Annotated in this window: 14 protein-coding genes; 8 read left to right on the forward strand and 6 right to left on the reverse strand. The window is 43.3% G+C overall.

Features of this window, described 5'->3' with window-relative positions; translation table 11 throughout:
• The first annotated feature begins 160 nt into the window (after nt 1-160).
• Both bioH and FN961_RS09225 read left to right on the forward strand, forming a co-directional pair.
• Nucleotides 161-946 carry a pimeloyl-ACP methyl ester esterase BioH gene (gene bioH, locus FN961_RS09215; RefSeq protein WP_373293378.1) on the forward strand — a complete coding sequence of 262 codons (786 nt, stop codon included), beginning with the start codon at nt 161-163 and terminating at the stop codon, nt 944-946.
• Between the two features lie 376 nt (nt 947-1,322).
• Nucleotides 1,323-1,826, forward strand: coding sequence for a hypothetical protein (locus tag FN961_RS09225; protein WP_143564266.1), 504 nt, complete (start codon nt 1,323-1,325; stop codon nt 1,824-1,826).
• Here the strand turns inward: FN961_RS09225 and FN961_RS09230 are convergent.
• The 4 genes from FN961_RS09230 to greB all read right to left on the reverse strand — a co-directional run bounded on the left by FN961_RS09230 (nt 1,823) and on the right by greB (nt 7,881).
• Nucleotides 1,823-3,781 (reverse strand): LTA synthase family protein, encoded by a 1,959-nt coding sequence (locus FN961_RS09230; RefSeq protein WP_143564267.1) that lies wholly within the window; start codon nt 3,779-3,781, stop codon nt 1,823-1,825. The genes FN961_RS09225 and FN961_RS09230 overlap by 4 nt on opposite strands.
• 181 nt (nt 3,782-3,962) lie before the next feature.
• Nucleotides 3,963-6,311: a Tex family protein gene (locus FN961_RS09235; RefSeq protein ID WP_143564269.1), complete on the reverse strand. Its 2,349-nt coding sequence runs from the start codon at nt 6,309-6,311 to the stop codon at nt 3,963-3,965.
• Between the two features lie 198 nt (nt 6,312-6,509).
• Nucleotides 6,510-7,403: a class I SAM-dependent methyltransferase gene (locus tag FN961_RS09240; RefSeq protein WP_143564270.1), complete on the reverse strand. Its 894-nt coding sequence runs from the start codon at nt 7,401-7,403 to the stop codon at nt 6,510-6,512.
• On the reverse strand, nt 7,396-7,881 hold the full coding sequence (gene greB / locus FN961_RS09245; protein WP_143564272.1) for a transcription elongation factor GreB: 486 nt from the start codon (nt 7,879-7,881) through the stop codon (nt 7,396-7,398). Before greB ends, FN961_RS09240 begins: the two co-directional genes overlap by 8 nt.
• 431 nt (nt 7,882-8,312) lie before the next feature.
• Between greB and ompR the strand changes: the two genes are divergently transcribed.
• Both ompR and envZ read left to right on the forward strand, forming a co-directional pair.
• Complete coding sequence (gene ompR / locus FN961_RS09250) at nt 8,313-9,038, forward strand: osmolarity response regulator transcription factor OmpR (protein ID WP_143564274.1); 726 nt, start codon at nt 8,313-8,315, stop codon at nt 9,036-9,038.
• A 70-nt stretch (nt 9,039-9,108) separates the two neighbouring features.
• The gene (gene envZ / locus FN961_RS09255) at nt 9,109-10,401 is read left to right on the forward strand and encodes a two-component system sensor histidine kinase EnvZ (RefSeq protein WP_144039996.1); all 1,293 of its coding nucleotides are present in this window, start codon (nt 9,109-9,111) and stop codon (nt 10,399-10,401) included.
• A 345-nt stretch (nt 10,402-10,746) separates the two neighbouring features.
• Here the strand turns inward: envZ and FN961_RS09260 are convergent, their stop codons facing one another.
• Nucleotides 10,747-11,223 (reverse strand): peroxiredoxin, encoded by a 477-nt coding sequence (locus tag FN961_RS09260; RefSeq protein ID WP_143564275.1) that lies wholly within the window; start codon nt 11,221-11,223, stop codon nt 10,747-10,749.
• A gap of 487 nt (nt 11,224-11,710) precedes the next feature.
• Between FN961_RS09260 and FN961_RS09270 the strand changes: the two genes are divergently transcribed.
• The 3 genes from FN961_RS09270 (at nt 11,711) to FN961_RS09280 (ending at nt 14,169) form a co-directional block, all read left to right on the forward strand.
• On the forward strand, nt 11,711-12,097 hold the full coding sequence (locus FN961_RS09270) for a VanZ family protein (protein ID WP_143564277.1): 387 nt from the start codon (nt 11,711-11,713) through the stop codon (nt 12,095-12,097).
• Between the two features lie 409 nt (nt 12,098-12,506).
• Entirely contained in the window at nt 12,507-13,412 is a 906-nt protein-coding gene (locus FN961_RS09275) for a LysR family transcriptional regulator (RefSeq protein ID WP_143564279.1), read from the forward strand.
• Nucleotides 13,413-13,515: 103 nt separating this feature from the next.
• Complete coding sequence (locus tag FN961_RS09280) at nt 13,516-14,169, forward strand: glutathione S-transferase family protein (RefSeq protein ID WP_144039997.1); 654 nt, start codon at nt 13,516-13,518, stop codon at nt 14,167-14,169.
• A gap of 181 nt (nt 14,170-14,350) precedes the next feature.
• On the opposite strand, the gene FN961_RS09285 is transcribed toward FN961_RS09280, so the two are convergent.
• Nucleotides 14,351-14,881, reverse strand: coding sequence for a thioesterase family protein (locus FN961_RS09285; RefSeq protein ID WP_143564281.1), 531 nt, complete (start codon nt 14,879-14,881; stop codon nt 14,351-14,353).
• Nucleotides 14,882-15,102: 221 nt separating this feature from the next.
• Here FN961_RS09285 and FN961_RS09290 point away from each other — a divergent pair, with 221 nt between their 5' ends.
• A complete protein-coding gene (locus FN961_RS09290) occupies nt 15,103-16,227 on the forward strand; it encodes an FAD-dependent oxidoreductase (RefSeq protein ID WP_143564282.1) in 1,125 nt (374 codons plus the stop codon).
• Nucleotides 16,228-16,587: the final 360 nt, after the last annotated feature.

Consider the following 16,587-nt stretch of genomic DNA (forward strand, 5'->3'; position numbering starts at 1 on the left):
AATACGATCTAAAAAGACTCTTTTCAAAGGCCTTATGCGCTTAACCCTAGACGTATTGTTAAGGGAATAATCTCGCCATGATGGGTTAATGAGACCACGAAATGAGCTTGGGTGTGTGGTGAGTTGATAGCACCACTGGATATTATTTAAGTATTAGGAAATCAACTCCATGAGTTCAACCTTACATATAGACTCTATTGGCCAAGGCCAAGAGATAGTTATACTCCATGGCTGGGGAATGAATAGTTCGGTGTTCACACCACTTCACTCTTCTCTCTCTGAGTATAGAGTCCACTATGTCGACTTGCCCGGTTTTGGGTTCAGCGAGGCAATTGAGGGCGACTTAGATACTTGGGTTGACGCTATTATTGCCAAACTGCCAAATAAGGCAATTTGGGTGGGCTGGTCATTAGGGGGCTTAGTCGCAACTAGAGCTGCTTTACGATACCCAACTCAAGTGACAGGACTAGTGACTATCGCTTCCTCCCCCTGCTTTATGGCACATGAAGATCAATCTTGGCCAGGCATACCACCTCAGGTATTGGCGCAGTTTTCTGTTCAACTACAAGATAATATCGGTAAGACAATCGAACGATTTCTTGCAATCCAAGCCATGGGGAGTTCAACGGCGAAAGAGGACATCAGACAACTCAAGAATCTTGTGCTTGCAAGGCCTTTGCCTAAAGACTCTGCACTACGACAGGGACTGGAAATGTTAGAGAAGGTCGACCTTAGATCCCAGCTCACTCAGATAGAGCAACCTTGGCTCAGGATCTGGGGACGCTTAGATGGGCTGGTCCCTAGACGAGTACCACCTTTAATGCCAATAAACTCGGAACTCTATCAAGACTTAGTCCTGCAAAAGGCATCACACGCGCCTTTTTTTTCACACAAGGATGAGTTCCTTGCAGGCTTTACCAGCTGGTTAAATAACATTTCCGGCTAGAGACTTTATCTATATACCAGTCGGTATAAAGATGTGATCGCTCAGCGAGAGTTAGCACTTCTGAGGCAAGGTCATTAATTGCTCCTGCATTAATGACATTCACCACATCCATGTGGCTTGCAACGAGTGAGGAGCATAGTTGTTCTACGTTTAAGCTCGTTAACATAGCATCGGATGTGCTAAAACTCGCCTTTTAGGCGTGTTTTTGGCTGCCTACTTCTGCGTTGAATAAACTCACAAGGGAATAACTATTCCATCATCTATTCGCCTTGAATTAGTTTGCCAAAAAACACGCTGAGTAGAACACTTTCTTATATCGATTGGTATTACGCCCCAAATACGGTTATTATTTAGTCATAGGTCGGAGGTAAATATCATGCTGGTTGTCACCAACTATCCCAATGTGCCCATCGCGACAACTAATGCCGCTACCGATGCTGCGCGCACAGATAACCTGCAAAAACCTCCCGTCATTCCTCCTCAAGAAGCGACAAAAGGACATAATGAGCGTCCTTTTAATTCTCAGCATGAGCGCACTGCACAACAGGCAGAAGTGCTCGCTAGACTCAATGAAAAAAGTCAGGGCAAGCAACAAGGCGCAGCACAGCAAGAGAGTGCAAAACAGCATCTGCAGCAAACCAACCCAGCTGAAGCCCTAAAGCTTAATAATTTACTCAAGGGTAAGCCGGCGCTACAAAGACGGGATATTCGAACTCAACAACAAATAGATACCACTCGAGATGAAGGTAAAAAAGAGGCAAGGCAGGGAATGCTTGGACAAGCACCTGAGGTTTACCAAAAGTTTGGTCAACACATAGAAACATTTTATCAACAGCAGACTGAACCTAAAATCCAGTCTGCTGTTTCCGCACTAATTTAACGCTTATCTTCACTCGACTCTGTACGATATAAGCCTTTCTGGTAAGCCATACTTCCCCATAATGCCCAGCTTAATGCCGCTTGCTTCATCTCTTCGCTCTGGGGACTAGTCGATAACGTCTCAGTTTTGGAGTCATACTTAAACCCTACAGGCTCACGCTCTGGCTGAAGGATAACCACATCATCACCTCGTACATACGCCATATTCTTATCGTATTGCATCAAAGCACGACCAGGCCAATCTTCACTTGTCTGGCTTAAATCACGACCTAACATAGGATAAGAATCAGACACGCCCATTAAAGAGAGCAAGGTTGGCGCCAAGTCTATCTGACTTACAACGCGTTCATCGTGTTTAACCTCAACACCTTCGCCTAAAATAATACCAGGGATCCTAAAACGTGGAATAGGCACCAAGCTTGCTCCGCCAACTCGACTATCATGATCCGCGACCACTAAAAAGATGGTGTCTTTCCAATAATTCGATTTTTTTGCAAGTTTAAAGAACTCCCCAACCGCATAGTCAGCATACTTAGCCGCATTATTACGCGTCTGTTTTGGTTGTTCATATAACTCAATGCGATCATCAGGGAATTCGAATGGATCATGATTACTCGAGCTAAACACTAAACTAAAGAAGGGCTTTCCTTCACGATAAAATTGCTCAAACTCACTGTTAGCTCTGCGCATCAAATCTTCATCTGACACTCCCCAAGAGCCGACAAATGCTGGATCTTTGTAATCATTCTCATCGACAATGTCACTAAAACCATTGCCTAGAAAAAAGCTCTTCATATTATCAAAGTGACTTTCACCACCATAGACAAACTGGGTCTCATAACCGTGGCTTTTTAATAGTTCAGCAATCGAGAAGAAACCATTTTGGCTCTTACCCAGCTTAACCACAGAGCGTGCAGGTGTGGGGGTAAAACCGGTGACGACTGCTTCTATTCCGCGTACAGAACGAGTACCAGTTGCGTATAGATTTTCGAATGACCATCCCTCTTGAGATAATGCATCGATATTCGGTGTTAAAGGTAATCCACCTAAGCTTCCGACGAATTGAGCACCAAGGCTCTCTTGTAAAATGATAACCAGATTTTTCGGTCTACCTTGATAGCTAGCTTGATTAAATGACATGCTTGGCAGTTCTTTCGAAGTAAACGCTTCCAAAGGACGACCACTGTCACGACGCACATTATCGATAACGGCTTGGTCATCCATATGGCCATAAATTTTAGCGGCGTTTGCTTCATTCCCCATCTGGTTAATGGCAAAAATCAAAGAGTACGCCGAGTTAATCACAAGTGAGTTAACTAGCGGATCATCATTAAAAGCAACCATAGCAGGGTTTAATGGGCGATGTCCTAGGGTCGATCTCGCCCCCATTAAGGTCACCGCAATCACAACCAGTGCGATAACCGGACGCCAGAACCAACGTGGATAAATTAGGTTTTTAAGCAGTGCGCCGCTCAGTTTCCAACCTCCCCATAAAGTTAATCCGCTAACTAATCCACCTAAGAGCAGCTCTAGTTTACGCCCACTCCACAACATGGAGAGAACCTCTTTAGGGTAAATAAGGTATTCAACATAGAGACGATTAGGACGGATGCCATACTCTTCAATAAATGACGGTGTCGATATCTCCAAAAATACGATCAACCATAACCCCAAGGTTAACCAGACTCGTAAGATCGTATTCCATGTTCGGCCGATAACATGATCGCCTGAAAAAATAGCGGTACCAAGTGCGGCAATACCCCATAACCAACATAAACCTGCGAAATCGACCCTTGCACCTTGTATCAATAAATGAGACCAACCATCGACCGCAGCGACACGATCGGCTTGCCATATTCCTAAGCCAATACGGCTAAGGGTCAGAAAAATAAATGCGATGATGCAAAAGATGAGAATAGAGCGAAATGGCCCTAAATGTGAGTGCCGAGTCTTCATAAATGTCCCAGAGTTTTTGTCGACCCTCTATGGAGCCCTTATCGAGTAATACTGACATACTTGGAAATATTTAGTTCAAAAAACCCACCTAAAAACTCACATTTATTCAATAAGCATATATTTTGATATAAAAAAGCCGAAGTTATTACTAACTTCGGCTCATTTGTTTCAATTTGTATTATTACTTTTTAAGTTTAGCCAGCGCATCAGCAAAAGCATTACCCATTGCAGCGTTGGCTGGCTGAGCCTTCTGCTTAGGACGATTCTGCGTTTTGTTGTTACCAGTGTAAGGTTTACCACCTGTACTAGGACTTGGACTTGGACGACTCGCAGACTTCTCACCCACTTTCTCATCAAGACGCATGCTCAGCGCAATACGTTTGCGCTCTACATCAATCTCCATCACTTTGACTTTTACCACGTCACCCGCTTTTACAATCGTATGGGGATCGCTAACAAACTTTTCAGTTAAAGACGAGATATGCACCAAACCATCTTGGTGAACTCCAATATCCACAAAAGCACCAAAGTTAGTTACGTTGGTCACAACACCTTCTAGAATCATCTCAGGTTTTAAATCTTTGACCTGCTCGATACCCTCTTTAAATACTGCTGTTTTGAACTCGCCACGTGGATCTCGCCCCGGCTTATCTAATTCTGCCAGTATATCGGTGACAGTTGGCAGTCCAAAAACCTCAGTAATGAAATCTTCAGCTTTTACACTTTTAAGCAATTCTGAATTACCCACTAACGTTTCTAGTGCTTGCCCTTTCGCTTTGGCAATCGACTCAACCAAAGAGTAAGCCTCAGGATGCACAGATGAGGCATCTAACGGATTGGCACCTTTTAGGATGCGTAAGAAACCAGCTGCCTGCTCATAAGCCTTAGGTCCTAAGCGAGCAACTTTAAGTAACTGCTTACGTTCTGTAAACTCGCCATTTTCATCGCGATAAGTGACGATGTTTCTCGCCAATGTCTTATTTAGTCCAGCGACTTGAGCTAACAAAGGTGCTGACGCCATGTTCAAATCGACCCCAACGCTGTTCACACAATCTTCCACTACACCCTCTAGTGACAGAGAAAGCAGACTCTGACTCACATCATGCTGATATTGTCCGACACCGATAGCCTTAGGCTCTATTTTTACGAGTTCAGCAAGAGGATCCTGCAGACGGCGAGCAATCGATACCGCGCCTCGAATCGACACATCAAGATCTGGAAACTCGTTTGCAGCAAATTCAGAGGCCGAGTAAACCGACGCCCCCGCTTCACTTACCATAATCTTAGTGATCTTAGGCAGTTCATCTTTCACGCTAGCGATCAATTCTGCAGCCAACTTATCCGTCTCTCTAGACGCAGTACCATTACCAACAGCAATCAAGTCAACTTTATGCATCTTTGCCAAATTGGCTAAAGTACGCACCGACTTATCCCACTGATTCTGAGGTGCATGGGGGAAAATGGTCGTATGTGCAACCAACTTACCCGTATTATTCACGATAGCGACTTTCACACCACTTCTTAATCCAGGGTCTAACCCTAGTGTCGCCTTAGCACCCGCTGGTGCAGCCATCAGTAGATCGCCTAAATTACGGGCAAACACCTTAATAGCTTCGGTTTCTGCCAGCTCTCGCATTTTAGAAATAAATTCAGTTTCCATCTGTAGCGCGATCTTAATTCGCCACGTCGCAGTCACAACCGTTTTCAACCAAGCATCGACATCACTACTGCCCAAGTTGAGCTTAAAGTGCTCTGCAATAATCACTTCACAATAGCTACCTTGCTTAGATTCATTGCTTGGATCTGCATTCATATTTAAGCTAAGCACACCTTCATTACGACCACGAAGCATGGCTAATGCACGGTGTGAAGGGATCTTATTTAGCGGTTCAGAATGCTCGAAATAATCTCTAAATTTAGCGCCTTCTTTCTCTTTTCCTTTCACCATTTTACTTTCAAGAACAGAGCTCTGGCTTAGGTGCTTTCTAACTTTCTGCAATAATGCTGCATCTTCAGCAAAGCGCTCCATCACGATAAAGCGAGCGCCATCGAGTACTAATTTAGTATCAGCAAAGTTCGCCGTGGCATTAAGAAACTTGCCAGCTTCCTGCTCAATGTTTGCCTGACGATTATTCAATAATAAGTCGGCTAACGGCTCAATGCCTGCTTCAATAGCTATTTGTCCTTTCGTACGACGCTTAGGCTTATATGGCAAATAAAGATCTTCTAAAAGGGTCTTACTGTCGGCATCAAATAGTGCCTTTCTCAATTCAGGGGTGAGTTTTCCCTGAGTGTCAATGCTCGACAAAATCACGGTACGTCTATCATTCAAATCACGTAGGTAACCCAATCGGCTAAACAAGGTTCGCAGCTGAGTATCATCTAATCCCCCAGTCGCTTCCTTACGGTAACGAGCCACAAATGGTACCGTAGCACCGTCATCCAGTAACGCGATGGTAGAGACAACTTGTTGTTCACGAACATTCAGTTCTTGAGCGATGATTTGAGCAATATTGTGCGTCATTTGCATAGGAAGTATTGTCGAGCCTAGATTAAAAACGTAGTGGCGCCCAAGATAGCACAGGCTATATACCCAAGCCACTTGGAAATGCAGGATTCAGTGGGAATTTAATACGCTTTAAACAAGGCATTGATTGCAGGATTAAGGTAGTCAAAAAGTGACGCAGTTCAAGCTTGTTTAAGCCTGACAGAAACAGAATAAGAAATATTAACTGGTTAGCTTTCTAGCCAAGATGGTGTGCTCAGGCATGCCTCTGCGATTTACCAACACCTCAAAACCATGGCGATTCAGCAGTGAAGTAATATCTTGCTTATGCCAAGCTGGTACGAAGGGTTCGTAAACATGCTTAGCAAGCCATTTAAAATAGAAACCAGTAAAACCATAGCCCTTAAACATCGGCCACCAGCCGTCTTTAAATTGAATAGATGAAGGTTCGCAAATAGCGAGTAAGCCTCCCTCATCGAGCACACGATGACACTCACTTAAAGCCCTGTCGATATGTTTAGGCGGCATCTCATGAAACACGAAACTGACAGTAATGCCATCGAAGCGTTTATCGGAAAATTGAAGGTCTTCAGCTAAGCCTTGGACAAACTTAATCTCAGGATTTGCCTTTGCTCCATGCTTCAACAGATAAGGCGAAGGGTCTAATCCCCATACATCCACAACACCTTGAGCTTTTACTTCCGCGGCCATCTGACCGCCAGCACAACCAATATCAAGCACGCTTTCAGCTGAATCAAACCAAGAAGCCATCTCTTTACGCACCGGCTTCATCTTGCCTAGCATAGTGCCATCAAACGCACTGATATAACCTCGGGTAATGTTGTTTGAAAAATTACCATTAGGAATACCGTGGAACTCCTGCTGTAGATATTTAGGCAACAGCTCTTTACCCATCAAGTTATCAGGAAAAACATCAGGCAACTCTATTCGACCATTGCCTTTCTTGAACAGCGAGTGCCATAAACGCCCCACATTGGTCCAAGTTTTAAAGTTAATCTCATCAGCCCAGGTTTTAGGTAGCTCTATGTTGTCCCAATCGGGAACAAGCGGGTCTTTAATTCCCTCTCTAACATCAGCTACCATGGGCTCACTCATCCTTAAATGCCTTATATTGAATCTTATTCACATACCACTCCTTGGATCCTGATGGTGTTGTTACTGTCACTTCATCGTCGACCTGCTTACCGATAAGCGCACGGGCCATTGGCGAGTCGATAGTAATGTAACCTAGCTTGGTATCCAGCTCGTCTTTACCCACTATGCGATATTGAACAATATCACCGGCCTCATTTTCAAGTTCGATCCAAGCTCCAAAGAAGATTTTACCCTCCTGCTGAGGTGAATAATCGACAATAGTAAGATTCTCAACCCGCTGTACCAAATAACGAACCCGGCTATCGATTTGTCTTAGCAAGCGTTTGTTATAAGTGTAATCAGCGTTCTCGGAGCGATCCCCTTGGGCAGCTGCTTCCTGCACCTTCTTGGTGATCTCTGGGCGATACTCTTTCCACAAGTACTTAAGCTCTTTATCTAAGGCCTGCCAGCCTTTCCTTGTGATCAACAAAGCTTTCATATTCGTCTCTATTCCACATCTGCGTAAGCGGTAACTTAATCAGATTCTAGTTTTTTATGTTCGCCAGCCTCTATTGGATTAAGCAGCGACTCAGTCTGATGCTAGTTTACTACGAGGGATTATCCTGTTGTCATCTAATTCTATCTTAATCACCAAAATGATTAGAATCGAGATCCAATTTCCCCTTAAAGCATTGAGATCCAATTTAGTTACAATTTCATTACCGATGAACGGATGATAGTGAAATAAATAACCTTTTCAAAAAGTTAAATACAGCTTAAATTCTTGAAAATCTATAAAATGTAAACACAAAGAAAATAGCTGCTAGTCTTAGACAACAAAAAACAGCTATATTAGCTTACATAAAGAATACTAATATCAGCCAGTTGGCTAGCATAGCCATCGAATCCCTACCGGAAAGGATAATAAGCATGGGACAGGAAACCTCTAAAATACTCGTTGTAGATGATGATATGAGACTAAGAGCTCTACTCGAACGTTATCTAATGGAGCAAGGTTATCAGGTTCGCAGTGCTGCCAATTCAGAGCAGATGGATCGCTTGATTGAGCGAGAAAATTTTCACCTACTGGTTTTAGATTTGATGCTTCCTGGCGAGGATGGCCTTTCAATCTGTCGTCGACTTCGCCAAAACGGCAACCCAATCCCTATCGTCATGTTAACCGCTAAGGGCGATGAAGTAGACCGTATTATCGGTCTGGAACTCGGCGCCGATGATTACCTGCCAAAGCCATTTAATCCTCGTGAGCTGCTTGCCAGAATTAAAGCAGTCATGCGCCGCCAAGTGCAAGATGTACCTGGAGCACCGACTCAGCAAGAGGAAGAGATCACCTTCGGTGAGTTCGCGCTCAACCTTGCGACACGCGAGATGTACCATGGCGAAGAAGCGATTTCACTCACCAGTGGTGAGTTTGCCGTATTGAAGGTGTTGGTGAGTCACCCACGGGAACCTCTCTCTCGAGATAAGTTAATGAATCTCGCCCGCGGACGCGATTATTCCGCCCTCGAACGCTCTATCGATGTGCAAGTATCACGCCTACGACGCTTGATAGAGAAAGATCCCGCTAACCCAAGATACATTCAAACTGTTTGGGGTTTGGGGTATGTGTTTGTGCCCGATGGGGCTGCGCGTCGATAAGCCAGCGAATGAACCTCACTAGATCGAATCTCAAACAGAAGGTAGAACTGAGTTGAAGTGGTTAAAAAAAATGCTTCCCCGCAGCTCGTTCAGTCAAACTGTGATGCTAATTGGCAGTCTATTGCTGATAAACCAATTAGTATCCTATCTTTCTGTTGCCACTTATTTTATTCAACCTACCTATCAGCAGATCAATCAGCTCATCGCGAGACAAGTAAAATACCTTTTCGTCGATGGCGTTGACGTTGGCCGTGAACACCTGACGATGGTCGATGCCCTCAACGCTAAAGTCCGTGGCGATGGCATGAAGATATATAACCAGAAACAAGCACGAGCATCAGGCTTAGAGCAAACCACTTACTATGGTTTTTTATCGTCACAGATGTCCGAACACCTAGGCGGGAAAGCAGAAGTCAGAATAGCGCAAGGCGATGATTTCGAGATCTGGATCCGTCCTCCTCAAGCCCCTTCTATCTGGATAAAAGTTCCCTTAACGGGTTTCAATGAGTACGACCTGTCGCCGTTAACCCTCTATTTAATGGTCATCGGTGCGCTTAGTGTCGCTGGCGGATGGTGGTTTGCTAGACAACAAAATAGACCGTTAAAACGATTACAAAAAGCCGCAATATTAGTCTCCATGGGCGATTACCCAGAGCCTCTTCCGCTAAAGGGGTCAACTGAAATTGTTGAGGTAACCAACGCCTTCAATCAGATGTCCCACAGCATGAAGCAGCTTGAGCAAGACCGAGCACTCTTAATGGCTGGGATCTCCCATGATCTTCGCACCCCCTTGACCCGAATTCGACTCGCCTCGGAAATGATGGTTGAAGAGGATGAGTACCTCAAGGATGGCATCGTGCATGATATTGAAGATATGGATGCCATTATCAACCAATTTATTGCTTATATACGCCAAGATCAGGAATGCGTGCGTGAGCAAGAACAGATCAACTACCTTATTCAAGATGTTGTACTCGCAGAGTCTAACCGTGAAGGTAAAATCGAGGTCGAACTCGCCAGTTGCCCAGATATCCCGATGCAAGGGATCGCCATTAAACGCATACTCAGTAATCTGGTTGAGAATGCCTTTCGCTATGGCGAAGGTTGGGTCAAATTAAGCTCTCACTTCGACGGTCAACGAGTGGGTTTTAGTGTTGAAGACAATGGCCCCGGTATACCTGAAGATCAGATCCCTAAACTCTTTCAACCCTTTACTCAGGGAGACATAGCCAGAGGCAGTGTCGGTTCTGGTTTAGGACTTGCCATCATCAAACGTATCGTCGATCGACATCAAGGAGAAGTGGTACTGACAAACAGAGCCGCTGGAGGCCTGCACGCCCAAGTTTGGTTGCCACTTAACTAATTCTCCTCAACTCACTCCCTCCAAATACACCACTCAGTAATATCCAACTTGCCTTTAGTTATCGTCGTTACGATGGTTTGTGGAAATACGACGATAACAAGTCGTACACCTTGAACGATGTTGCTTTCAGTGTTGTCATTCCTCTAACAAATCAGCGTAATTTACTACGTTTTCAAACTCAGTATATCAACAGAGAATCAGAGCAAGACTTAATCGGATTCGAAGACACCTTATACAGAGCCAGCGTCGAGTACATTCACTATTTTTAACCGTGATGAATGCTAATCGCTATAAAGTAAAAGGAACCTTTATGGTTCCTTTTGACTGTCTTAGCTAATAGTGCCGTTATAACAAATCTAACACCACTTCGGCCTTACTCACTTCAAACATTTTAGGTGCCTCGACATTCAGCTCGGTCACCACTCCATCTTCCAACACCATGGCATAGCGTTGTGAACGTATACCACCAAAACCAGCTGTATCCATCTGTAGGCCTAGTGCCTGAGTAAAGCTCGCATCACCATCCGCCAGCATCATAATTCCAGCAGCCTGTTGGCTATCGCCCCAAGCTTTCATTACAAAGGCATCATTCACTGAAACACACGCAATGATATCAGCCCCTTTGGCTTTGAACTCTTCCAATAAGGCCACAAAACCAGGCAAGTGCGATTCTGAACAGGTCGGTGTAAATGCTCCAGGAACGGCAAATAACACCACTTTCTTACCCGCACATAAATCCGTTACGCAATGAGTTAACATTCCTTCATTGGTTAACTCTCCCAACATGACACCATCAGGAATTCTTTCTCCTTGTTTAATCATCAATCACCTCAGTTAGTAATGAAACTTATAGATTACATATTAGGCTAAGATAGCAGTTGCTGACCCAAAAAACTTATCTCAATGACATCTGAATCGTTAACTTTCATTCACTGTATTTATTATACCAATCAGTATAAGAAGTTGATCTACTCAGAGTGTCTTTTGGCAAACTAATTCAAGGCGAATGGATGACATAGTGGTTGTTCCCTTATGAGTTCATTCAACGCAGAAATAGGCAGCCAAAAACACTCCTTACAGGCGAGTTTTAGCGGTTCTGATCCTGTGTTAACGAGCTTAACCGTAGAATAACTATGCTCTTCACTCGCAGCCTTGCCTCAGGACCGCTAAACTCTCGCTGAGCGATCAAATCTTTATACTGATTGGTATTAGCCCCACTTGGCATAATTTCCTCAACAAGGGATCAAGAAATTAATGCAATGAAGTCATTAACGAAATAAGGGCATTAACAGAATGGAATCAATTAACCATGTATAAGCTCACAGTCAGCATTACCTTAAGCTTCCTTGTCTTTATCATATGGGCTATCTATCAGGCTAACACCGGAAGCAGTAATCCTATTTTTGAACTTGTAGGATCACTCCCCTATGGTGACAAAATCGGGCACTTTAGTTTGTTTGGCATACTGACACTGATGTTTAATTTAACCTCCCGGTTCAAAACTTTCTCCCTAGGCCGCATTAACCTTTATTACGGTACTGCCATCGTCAGTATTTTTGTACTTTTAGAGGAGCTAAGTCAGGGACTAATCCCAACAAGAACATTAGATATTATGGACTTAGCAGCAGATAGCATCGGCATAACTCTGTTTAGCTTACTCAGCTATGTCATCGCCAAACGATTTAAAATGAATTAAATAAGGAAGGAGTGATTAGAAAGTACAAAAGAAATGGACATCTTGCCTTTTAACTCTTGAACTTATATACAACTACACCCCATCGACATACCAGTGAACTTTAAGTTTATTGTAATACTCAAACAACCAAATAATATCAATAACATACTTGGATATTTACCCTAATTACCAACGACACCATGTGTCTCTTTCCATGCAACTATCGAGCATATTAGTAAATTGATACTTTTCACCTACTGCATTAAATGTCTCAATCTTAGTTTGCTTGCTATCATATATTCTCTGCCCTGCTGGACAAATATTCTTTAGCACTCTAGTTTTAATTAACAATCTTTGTAGATTTTGCCTCTTTGATAATCAAGAATAACCAAAGTCGGTCAAGGATGAGATAAACCTACGAGGTAACGTCATGGATTCTGCTCAACTCTATCGGATGCTGGTATTTGCCAATGTTGTCGAACAAGGCTCTCTCACTGCGGCGGCAGATGAGCTGGGGATCAGCCGCTCGATGGTGAGTCAGCATCTTAAAAAACTTGAACAGAGGTGTGACACCAAGTTACTTCAGCGAACCACGCGCAAAATGGCACTGACTGAAGATGGTCAGCAACTCTACCATCACTGTGCAGAGTTATTGTTATTGGCTAAGCAGGCGGAAGAAACCACCCAACCTAAAAATAAAGAGTTAAGGGGGCGCATTACCATTTCAACGCCCATCTGTTTTGGAGAGAAGTTCATCACTCCACATATTGGAGAGTTTCATCAAGAATTCCCCAAAATACAGATAAATGTGCAGTTAGATGATCGGCGCATGAATAGGTTGGAAGACAACGTCGATATCGCCATTCAGAACGAATCCCACGCACCAACTGATTCTGCCTTTATCAAGTTAGGGCAGTTCGATGAATATATGGTTGCCACTCCAGAATATGTAAAACAACATGGGTCACCCTTGCACCCCGATATGCTGTTAGATCATCAATGGCTTCTGCAAACGGCAAGTTACTTACCTCAATCATTCCTGCTTAAAAATAGCTATGGAGATACCTTTACCATTAAGGTGCCACCTTTTATTTGCTGCAATAGCAGACATGCGATTGCACAGATTGCAAAGCAAGGAGTGGGAATTGCCATACTGCCAAGTTACTTAGTGGATGCTGAAATCGCACAAGGGGAGTTGACTCACATCCTACCGGACTATCATCTCAATGAAACGGATGTCTATGCTATACACCCTTTTAATAGCGCTATCCCACCGAGAGTTAAGGCCTTTTTAGAATTCATCCAATTGAAGCTAAAAACAGCATATAATAATTGAATCAGAGTCGAATAAATCTGACCATAGAATAATAAGCTAAGATTATGGTGGCGCAGTTTATTTGAACACCACAATAATGCATATCAATTAGGGGAGATAAGTGATGGAGTTGTTTTATCATCCACTTTCCCGTTATTCGCAAAAAGTGCTCTTGGCACTTTATGAGAAACAAGCCAACTTTTTCCCCAGAGTGATAGAACTATCAGATCCACTTTCTAGACAGGACTTTAGCCTTTTTTACCCTCCAGGAAAAGTGCCATTATTAAAGAGTAAGCAGGAAATTCTAATCCCAGAATCCAGCATTATCATCGAGTATGTTGATAACGAGTTTCCTCAAAAAGGAACCCGTTTAATCCCATTAGATACCTCGATATCCCTAGATACTCGGCTTCAAGATCGATTGATCGATCTGGAATTAAGCAATACGCTTTTTGAATTTGAGCAACAACAGTTAAACCCCGAAACCAGTAACCAAATAAAGCTCAAACAGTTAGAAAAACACATTAACCGTTTCTTGCAATATCTCGATGACATACTTGAAAAAAATCATTGGTTATGTGGCGACAGCTTAACCTTAGCCGATTGTGCCCTTATCCCTTGCTTGCCCTATGCTCGTACGCATTTTCAGCTTTTTAAATACGACAACCTGAGCCGATACTGGGCACAAGCCCAGCTACGAGGGGCTTATCTACAAGTTAAAGAGGAGATAGAGTTAGCACAAACAGAGGTGTTAGTAGGCCGTAGGCCGATACCTTAAAAGCAGATTCTAGGCTTGGATACTAGCTGGCTCTAGGCTAGTGTATTAGCTGGTTCTAGGTTCTAGGTTCTAGGTTCTAGGTTCTAGGTTCTAGGTTCTAGGTTCTAGGTTCTAGGTTCTAGGTTCTAGGTTCTAGGTTCTAGGTTCTAGCAAAAATTTAATGATTAAAATGCACTCGGTTCTACATGTTGCGCTCTTTCTTTAGCTGTAAGAACTCTTTCCACTTCACCACTTCTGGTGGTAACTCTGGTGCTGGACCTTCAAAGTTAACCTCTTTCACCATGGTATCAATCGGCACTTGTTTACCCTTGCATACAAATACGCCACGCACATGCACGATACAATGGAGTTTGTTTTCACTCACAAACTTTTGCTCTATATAAAAATACTTCTCATCCCAGCCCACTAATTTAGTTTCAATCTCAAACTTAGTGAACGGTTTGATATCCTTGATATAAGTGAACTCCGCCGCGTTAACAATCGGCATCCATTTAAGTTTAATAAACCGTTTAAGGAAGCCCATCTCAGCCAGCATATAGGTTCTGGCCAAATCCATAAAAGCCGGATAGCGTGAGTTTGTCACATGTAAATTAATGTCACAATCCAAAGGTAAGGCGCGGTATGCGATACGACTGGTGCCTAAAAAACCAATAGAATTGCAGTGTCGTACACGCCAAATAAACAACCAAAATAACCTAAAATAAAGATTCATCTGCAGCTTTGCCTACATCCTTGAGCAATAAGAACCGAAAGGCTATCAGAGGTCATACCAGATAACAAGGCAAGCTATACCGCTTATCCTTTATCTGGGTTACCTCTAAGTAGAATACGAAGAGAGTAAAGGTACCAGCAAGATGCTATTCCGCTTATATCTCAGAGTGATTTGTATGCCATACTGTGGATAATTTTCTTTTATAAGCAAGAATATAACGAATGAGAATCTTAATTGTTGGCGCTGGAATAGCAGGATTAGCTCTCGCTCGCCGTCTAGATAAGTTACAGCTAGATTACACATTAATAGAGCGTTCGCTAGGATGGAGCAACGACGGAGCAGGTATTTGCTTACCTGCTAATGCTGTTGCTGGGTTAGAAAAATTAGGCTTGAAAGATAAATTACTAGCTATCTCGTATGCTGTTCATAAAATCAGATATGTTAAACCTAATGGCACCTTGCTCTCTTCAGCATCGCTAAAGATCCCACCATTCAATCAACAACCGTTTTTGGCTCTCCCTAGAGCAGAATTGCTCAATCTGTTACGCAAAGGAATGGAGAGTAAAGTTAGGTTTGGCAAGACATTGCTGTCCATTGAGCAACTGACTAATGGGGTATCAGTGACATTCAATGACGGAAAAACAGAGCAGTTTGATTGTGTTATTGGCGCAGATGGCATCAATTCTCAGGTACGTGAACTTGCTTTTGAGGAGCCTGATCTTGAAGATCTGCACGTGACTAACTGGCGCTTTTTAATCGACCAAGAAACTGCAGATCTGCAACCCACCTATTATCTGGGTTCCGATAGTTTTTTCATGCGTTATCCAATGCCAGATAATAAGATCTATTGCTACGCTCACATCCTCGATAAACAGCAGAAATGGGCTCAGAAGCAAGATAAACAGTGGCTGTTAACACGCTTTAACGGGTTTGAAGATAAAGTGCTAGAAGCGATTAAAGCCATCCCCTCAAATGATGACATTATTCCCGGACGCTTAAAGTCAGTCGTGTCCAGAGAGGTCTATTCAGGCTCAATTCTATTAATCGGTGATGCATTGCATGGCTGTCCACCCGCACTGCAACAAGGTGTGGGGATGGGATTAGAGGATGTCCATTGTCTTGCCGATCTACTCGCTAAATATCAAAATGTTGAAACGGTTTTTAGCCACTTTAAACAGCAGAGATTAGAACGGATCTCTTGGGTCATTGACGAATCAAACCGAGTCATCAGATTAGCCTCCAAAGGACGAACATTTTTGGGCCGGGTGATACGCAACTTCATCATCAGAAAGAATGGGCCTGCTAATGTGAATGGGTGGCGTAAGTTACTTCTGTGGGATCGCTAACCTAATACCAATCAGTATAAGAAGTTGATCTACTCAGAGTGTTTTTTGGCAAACTAATTCAAGGCGAATGGATGACATAATGGTTATTCCCTTGTGAGTTCATTCAACGCAGAAATAGGCAGCCAAAAACACTCCTTACAGGCGAGTTTTAGCGGTTCTGATGCTGTGTTAACGAGCTTAACCGTAGAATAACTATGCTCTTCACTCGTTGCCTTACCTCAGTACCGCTAAACTCTCGCTGAGCGATCAAATCTTTATACTGATTGGTATAAGCCAACGTTCACGGCACCGTCAAAAGCAGCGCACAAAAAAGCCTAAACTTTCGTTTAGGCTTTAACAGTGTAACGACGATTACATATT

This window comes from Shewanella hanedai (genome assembly GCF_007197645.1).
GTDB classification, from domain to species: Bacteria; Pseudomonadota; Gammaproteobacteria; order Enterobacterales; family Shewanellaceae; genus Shewanella; species Shewanella hanedai.

What these genes read in the sequence shown, in the direction of transcription:
- FN961_RS09225 (WP_143564266.1), top strand. Translation starts at nt 1,323, where the DNA reads ATGCTGGTTGTCACCAACTATCCCAATGTGCCCATCGCGACAACTAAT.
- FN961_RS09230 (WP_143564267.1), bottom strand. Translation starts at nt 3,781, where the DNA reads ATGAAGACTCGGCACTCACATTTAGGGCCATTTCGCTCTATTCTCATC.
- FN961_RS09235 (WP_143564269.1), bottom strand. Translation starts at nt 6,311, where the DNA reads ATGCAAATGACGCACAATATTGCTCAAATCATCGCTCAAGAACTGAAT.
- FN961_RS09240 (WP_143564270.1), bottom strand. Translation starts at nt 7,403, where the DNA reads ATGAGTGAGCCCATGGTAGCTGATGTTAGAGAGGGAATTAAAGACCCG.
- greB (WP_143564272.1), bottom strand. Translation starts at nt 7,881, where the DNA reads ATGAAAGCTTTGTTGATCACAAGGAAAGGCTGGCAGGCCTTAGATAAA.
- ompR (WP_143564274.1), top strand. Translation starts at nt 8,313, where the DNA reads ATGGGACAGGAAACCTCTAAAATACTCGTTGTAGATGATGATATGAGA.
- envZ (WP_144039996.1), top strand. Translation starts at nt 9,109, where the DNA reads ATGCTTCCCCGCAGCTCGTTCAGTCAAACTGTGATGCTAATTGGCAGT.
- FN961_RS09260 (WP_143564275.1), bottom strand. Translation starts at nt 11,223, where the DNA reads ATGATTAAACAAGGAGAAAGAATTCCTGATGGTGTCATGTTGGGAGAG.
- FN961_RS09270 (WP_143564277.1), top strand. Translation starts at nt 11,711, where the DNA reads ATGTATAAGCTCACAGTCAGCATTACCTTAAGCTTCCTTGTCTTTATC.
- FN961_RS09275 (WP_143564279.1), top strand. Translation starts at nt 12,507, where the DNA reads ATGGATTCTGCTCAACTCTATCGGATGCTGGTATTTGCCAATGTTGTC.
- FN961_RS09280 (WP_144039997.1), top strand. Translation starts at nt 13,516, where the DNA reads ATGGAGTTGTTTTATCATCCACTTTCCCGTTATTCGCAAAAAGTGCTC.
- FN961_RS09285 (WP_143564281.1), bottom strand. Translation starts at nt 14,881, where the DNA reads ATGAATCTTTATTTTAGGTTATTTTGGTTGTTTATTTGGCGTGTACGA.
- FN961_RS09290 (WP_143564282.1), top strand. Translation starts at nt 15,103, where the DNA reads ATGAGAATCTTAATTGTTGGCGCTGGAATAGCAGGATTAGCTCTCGCT.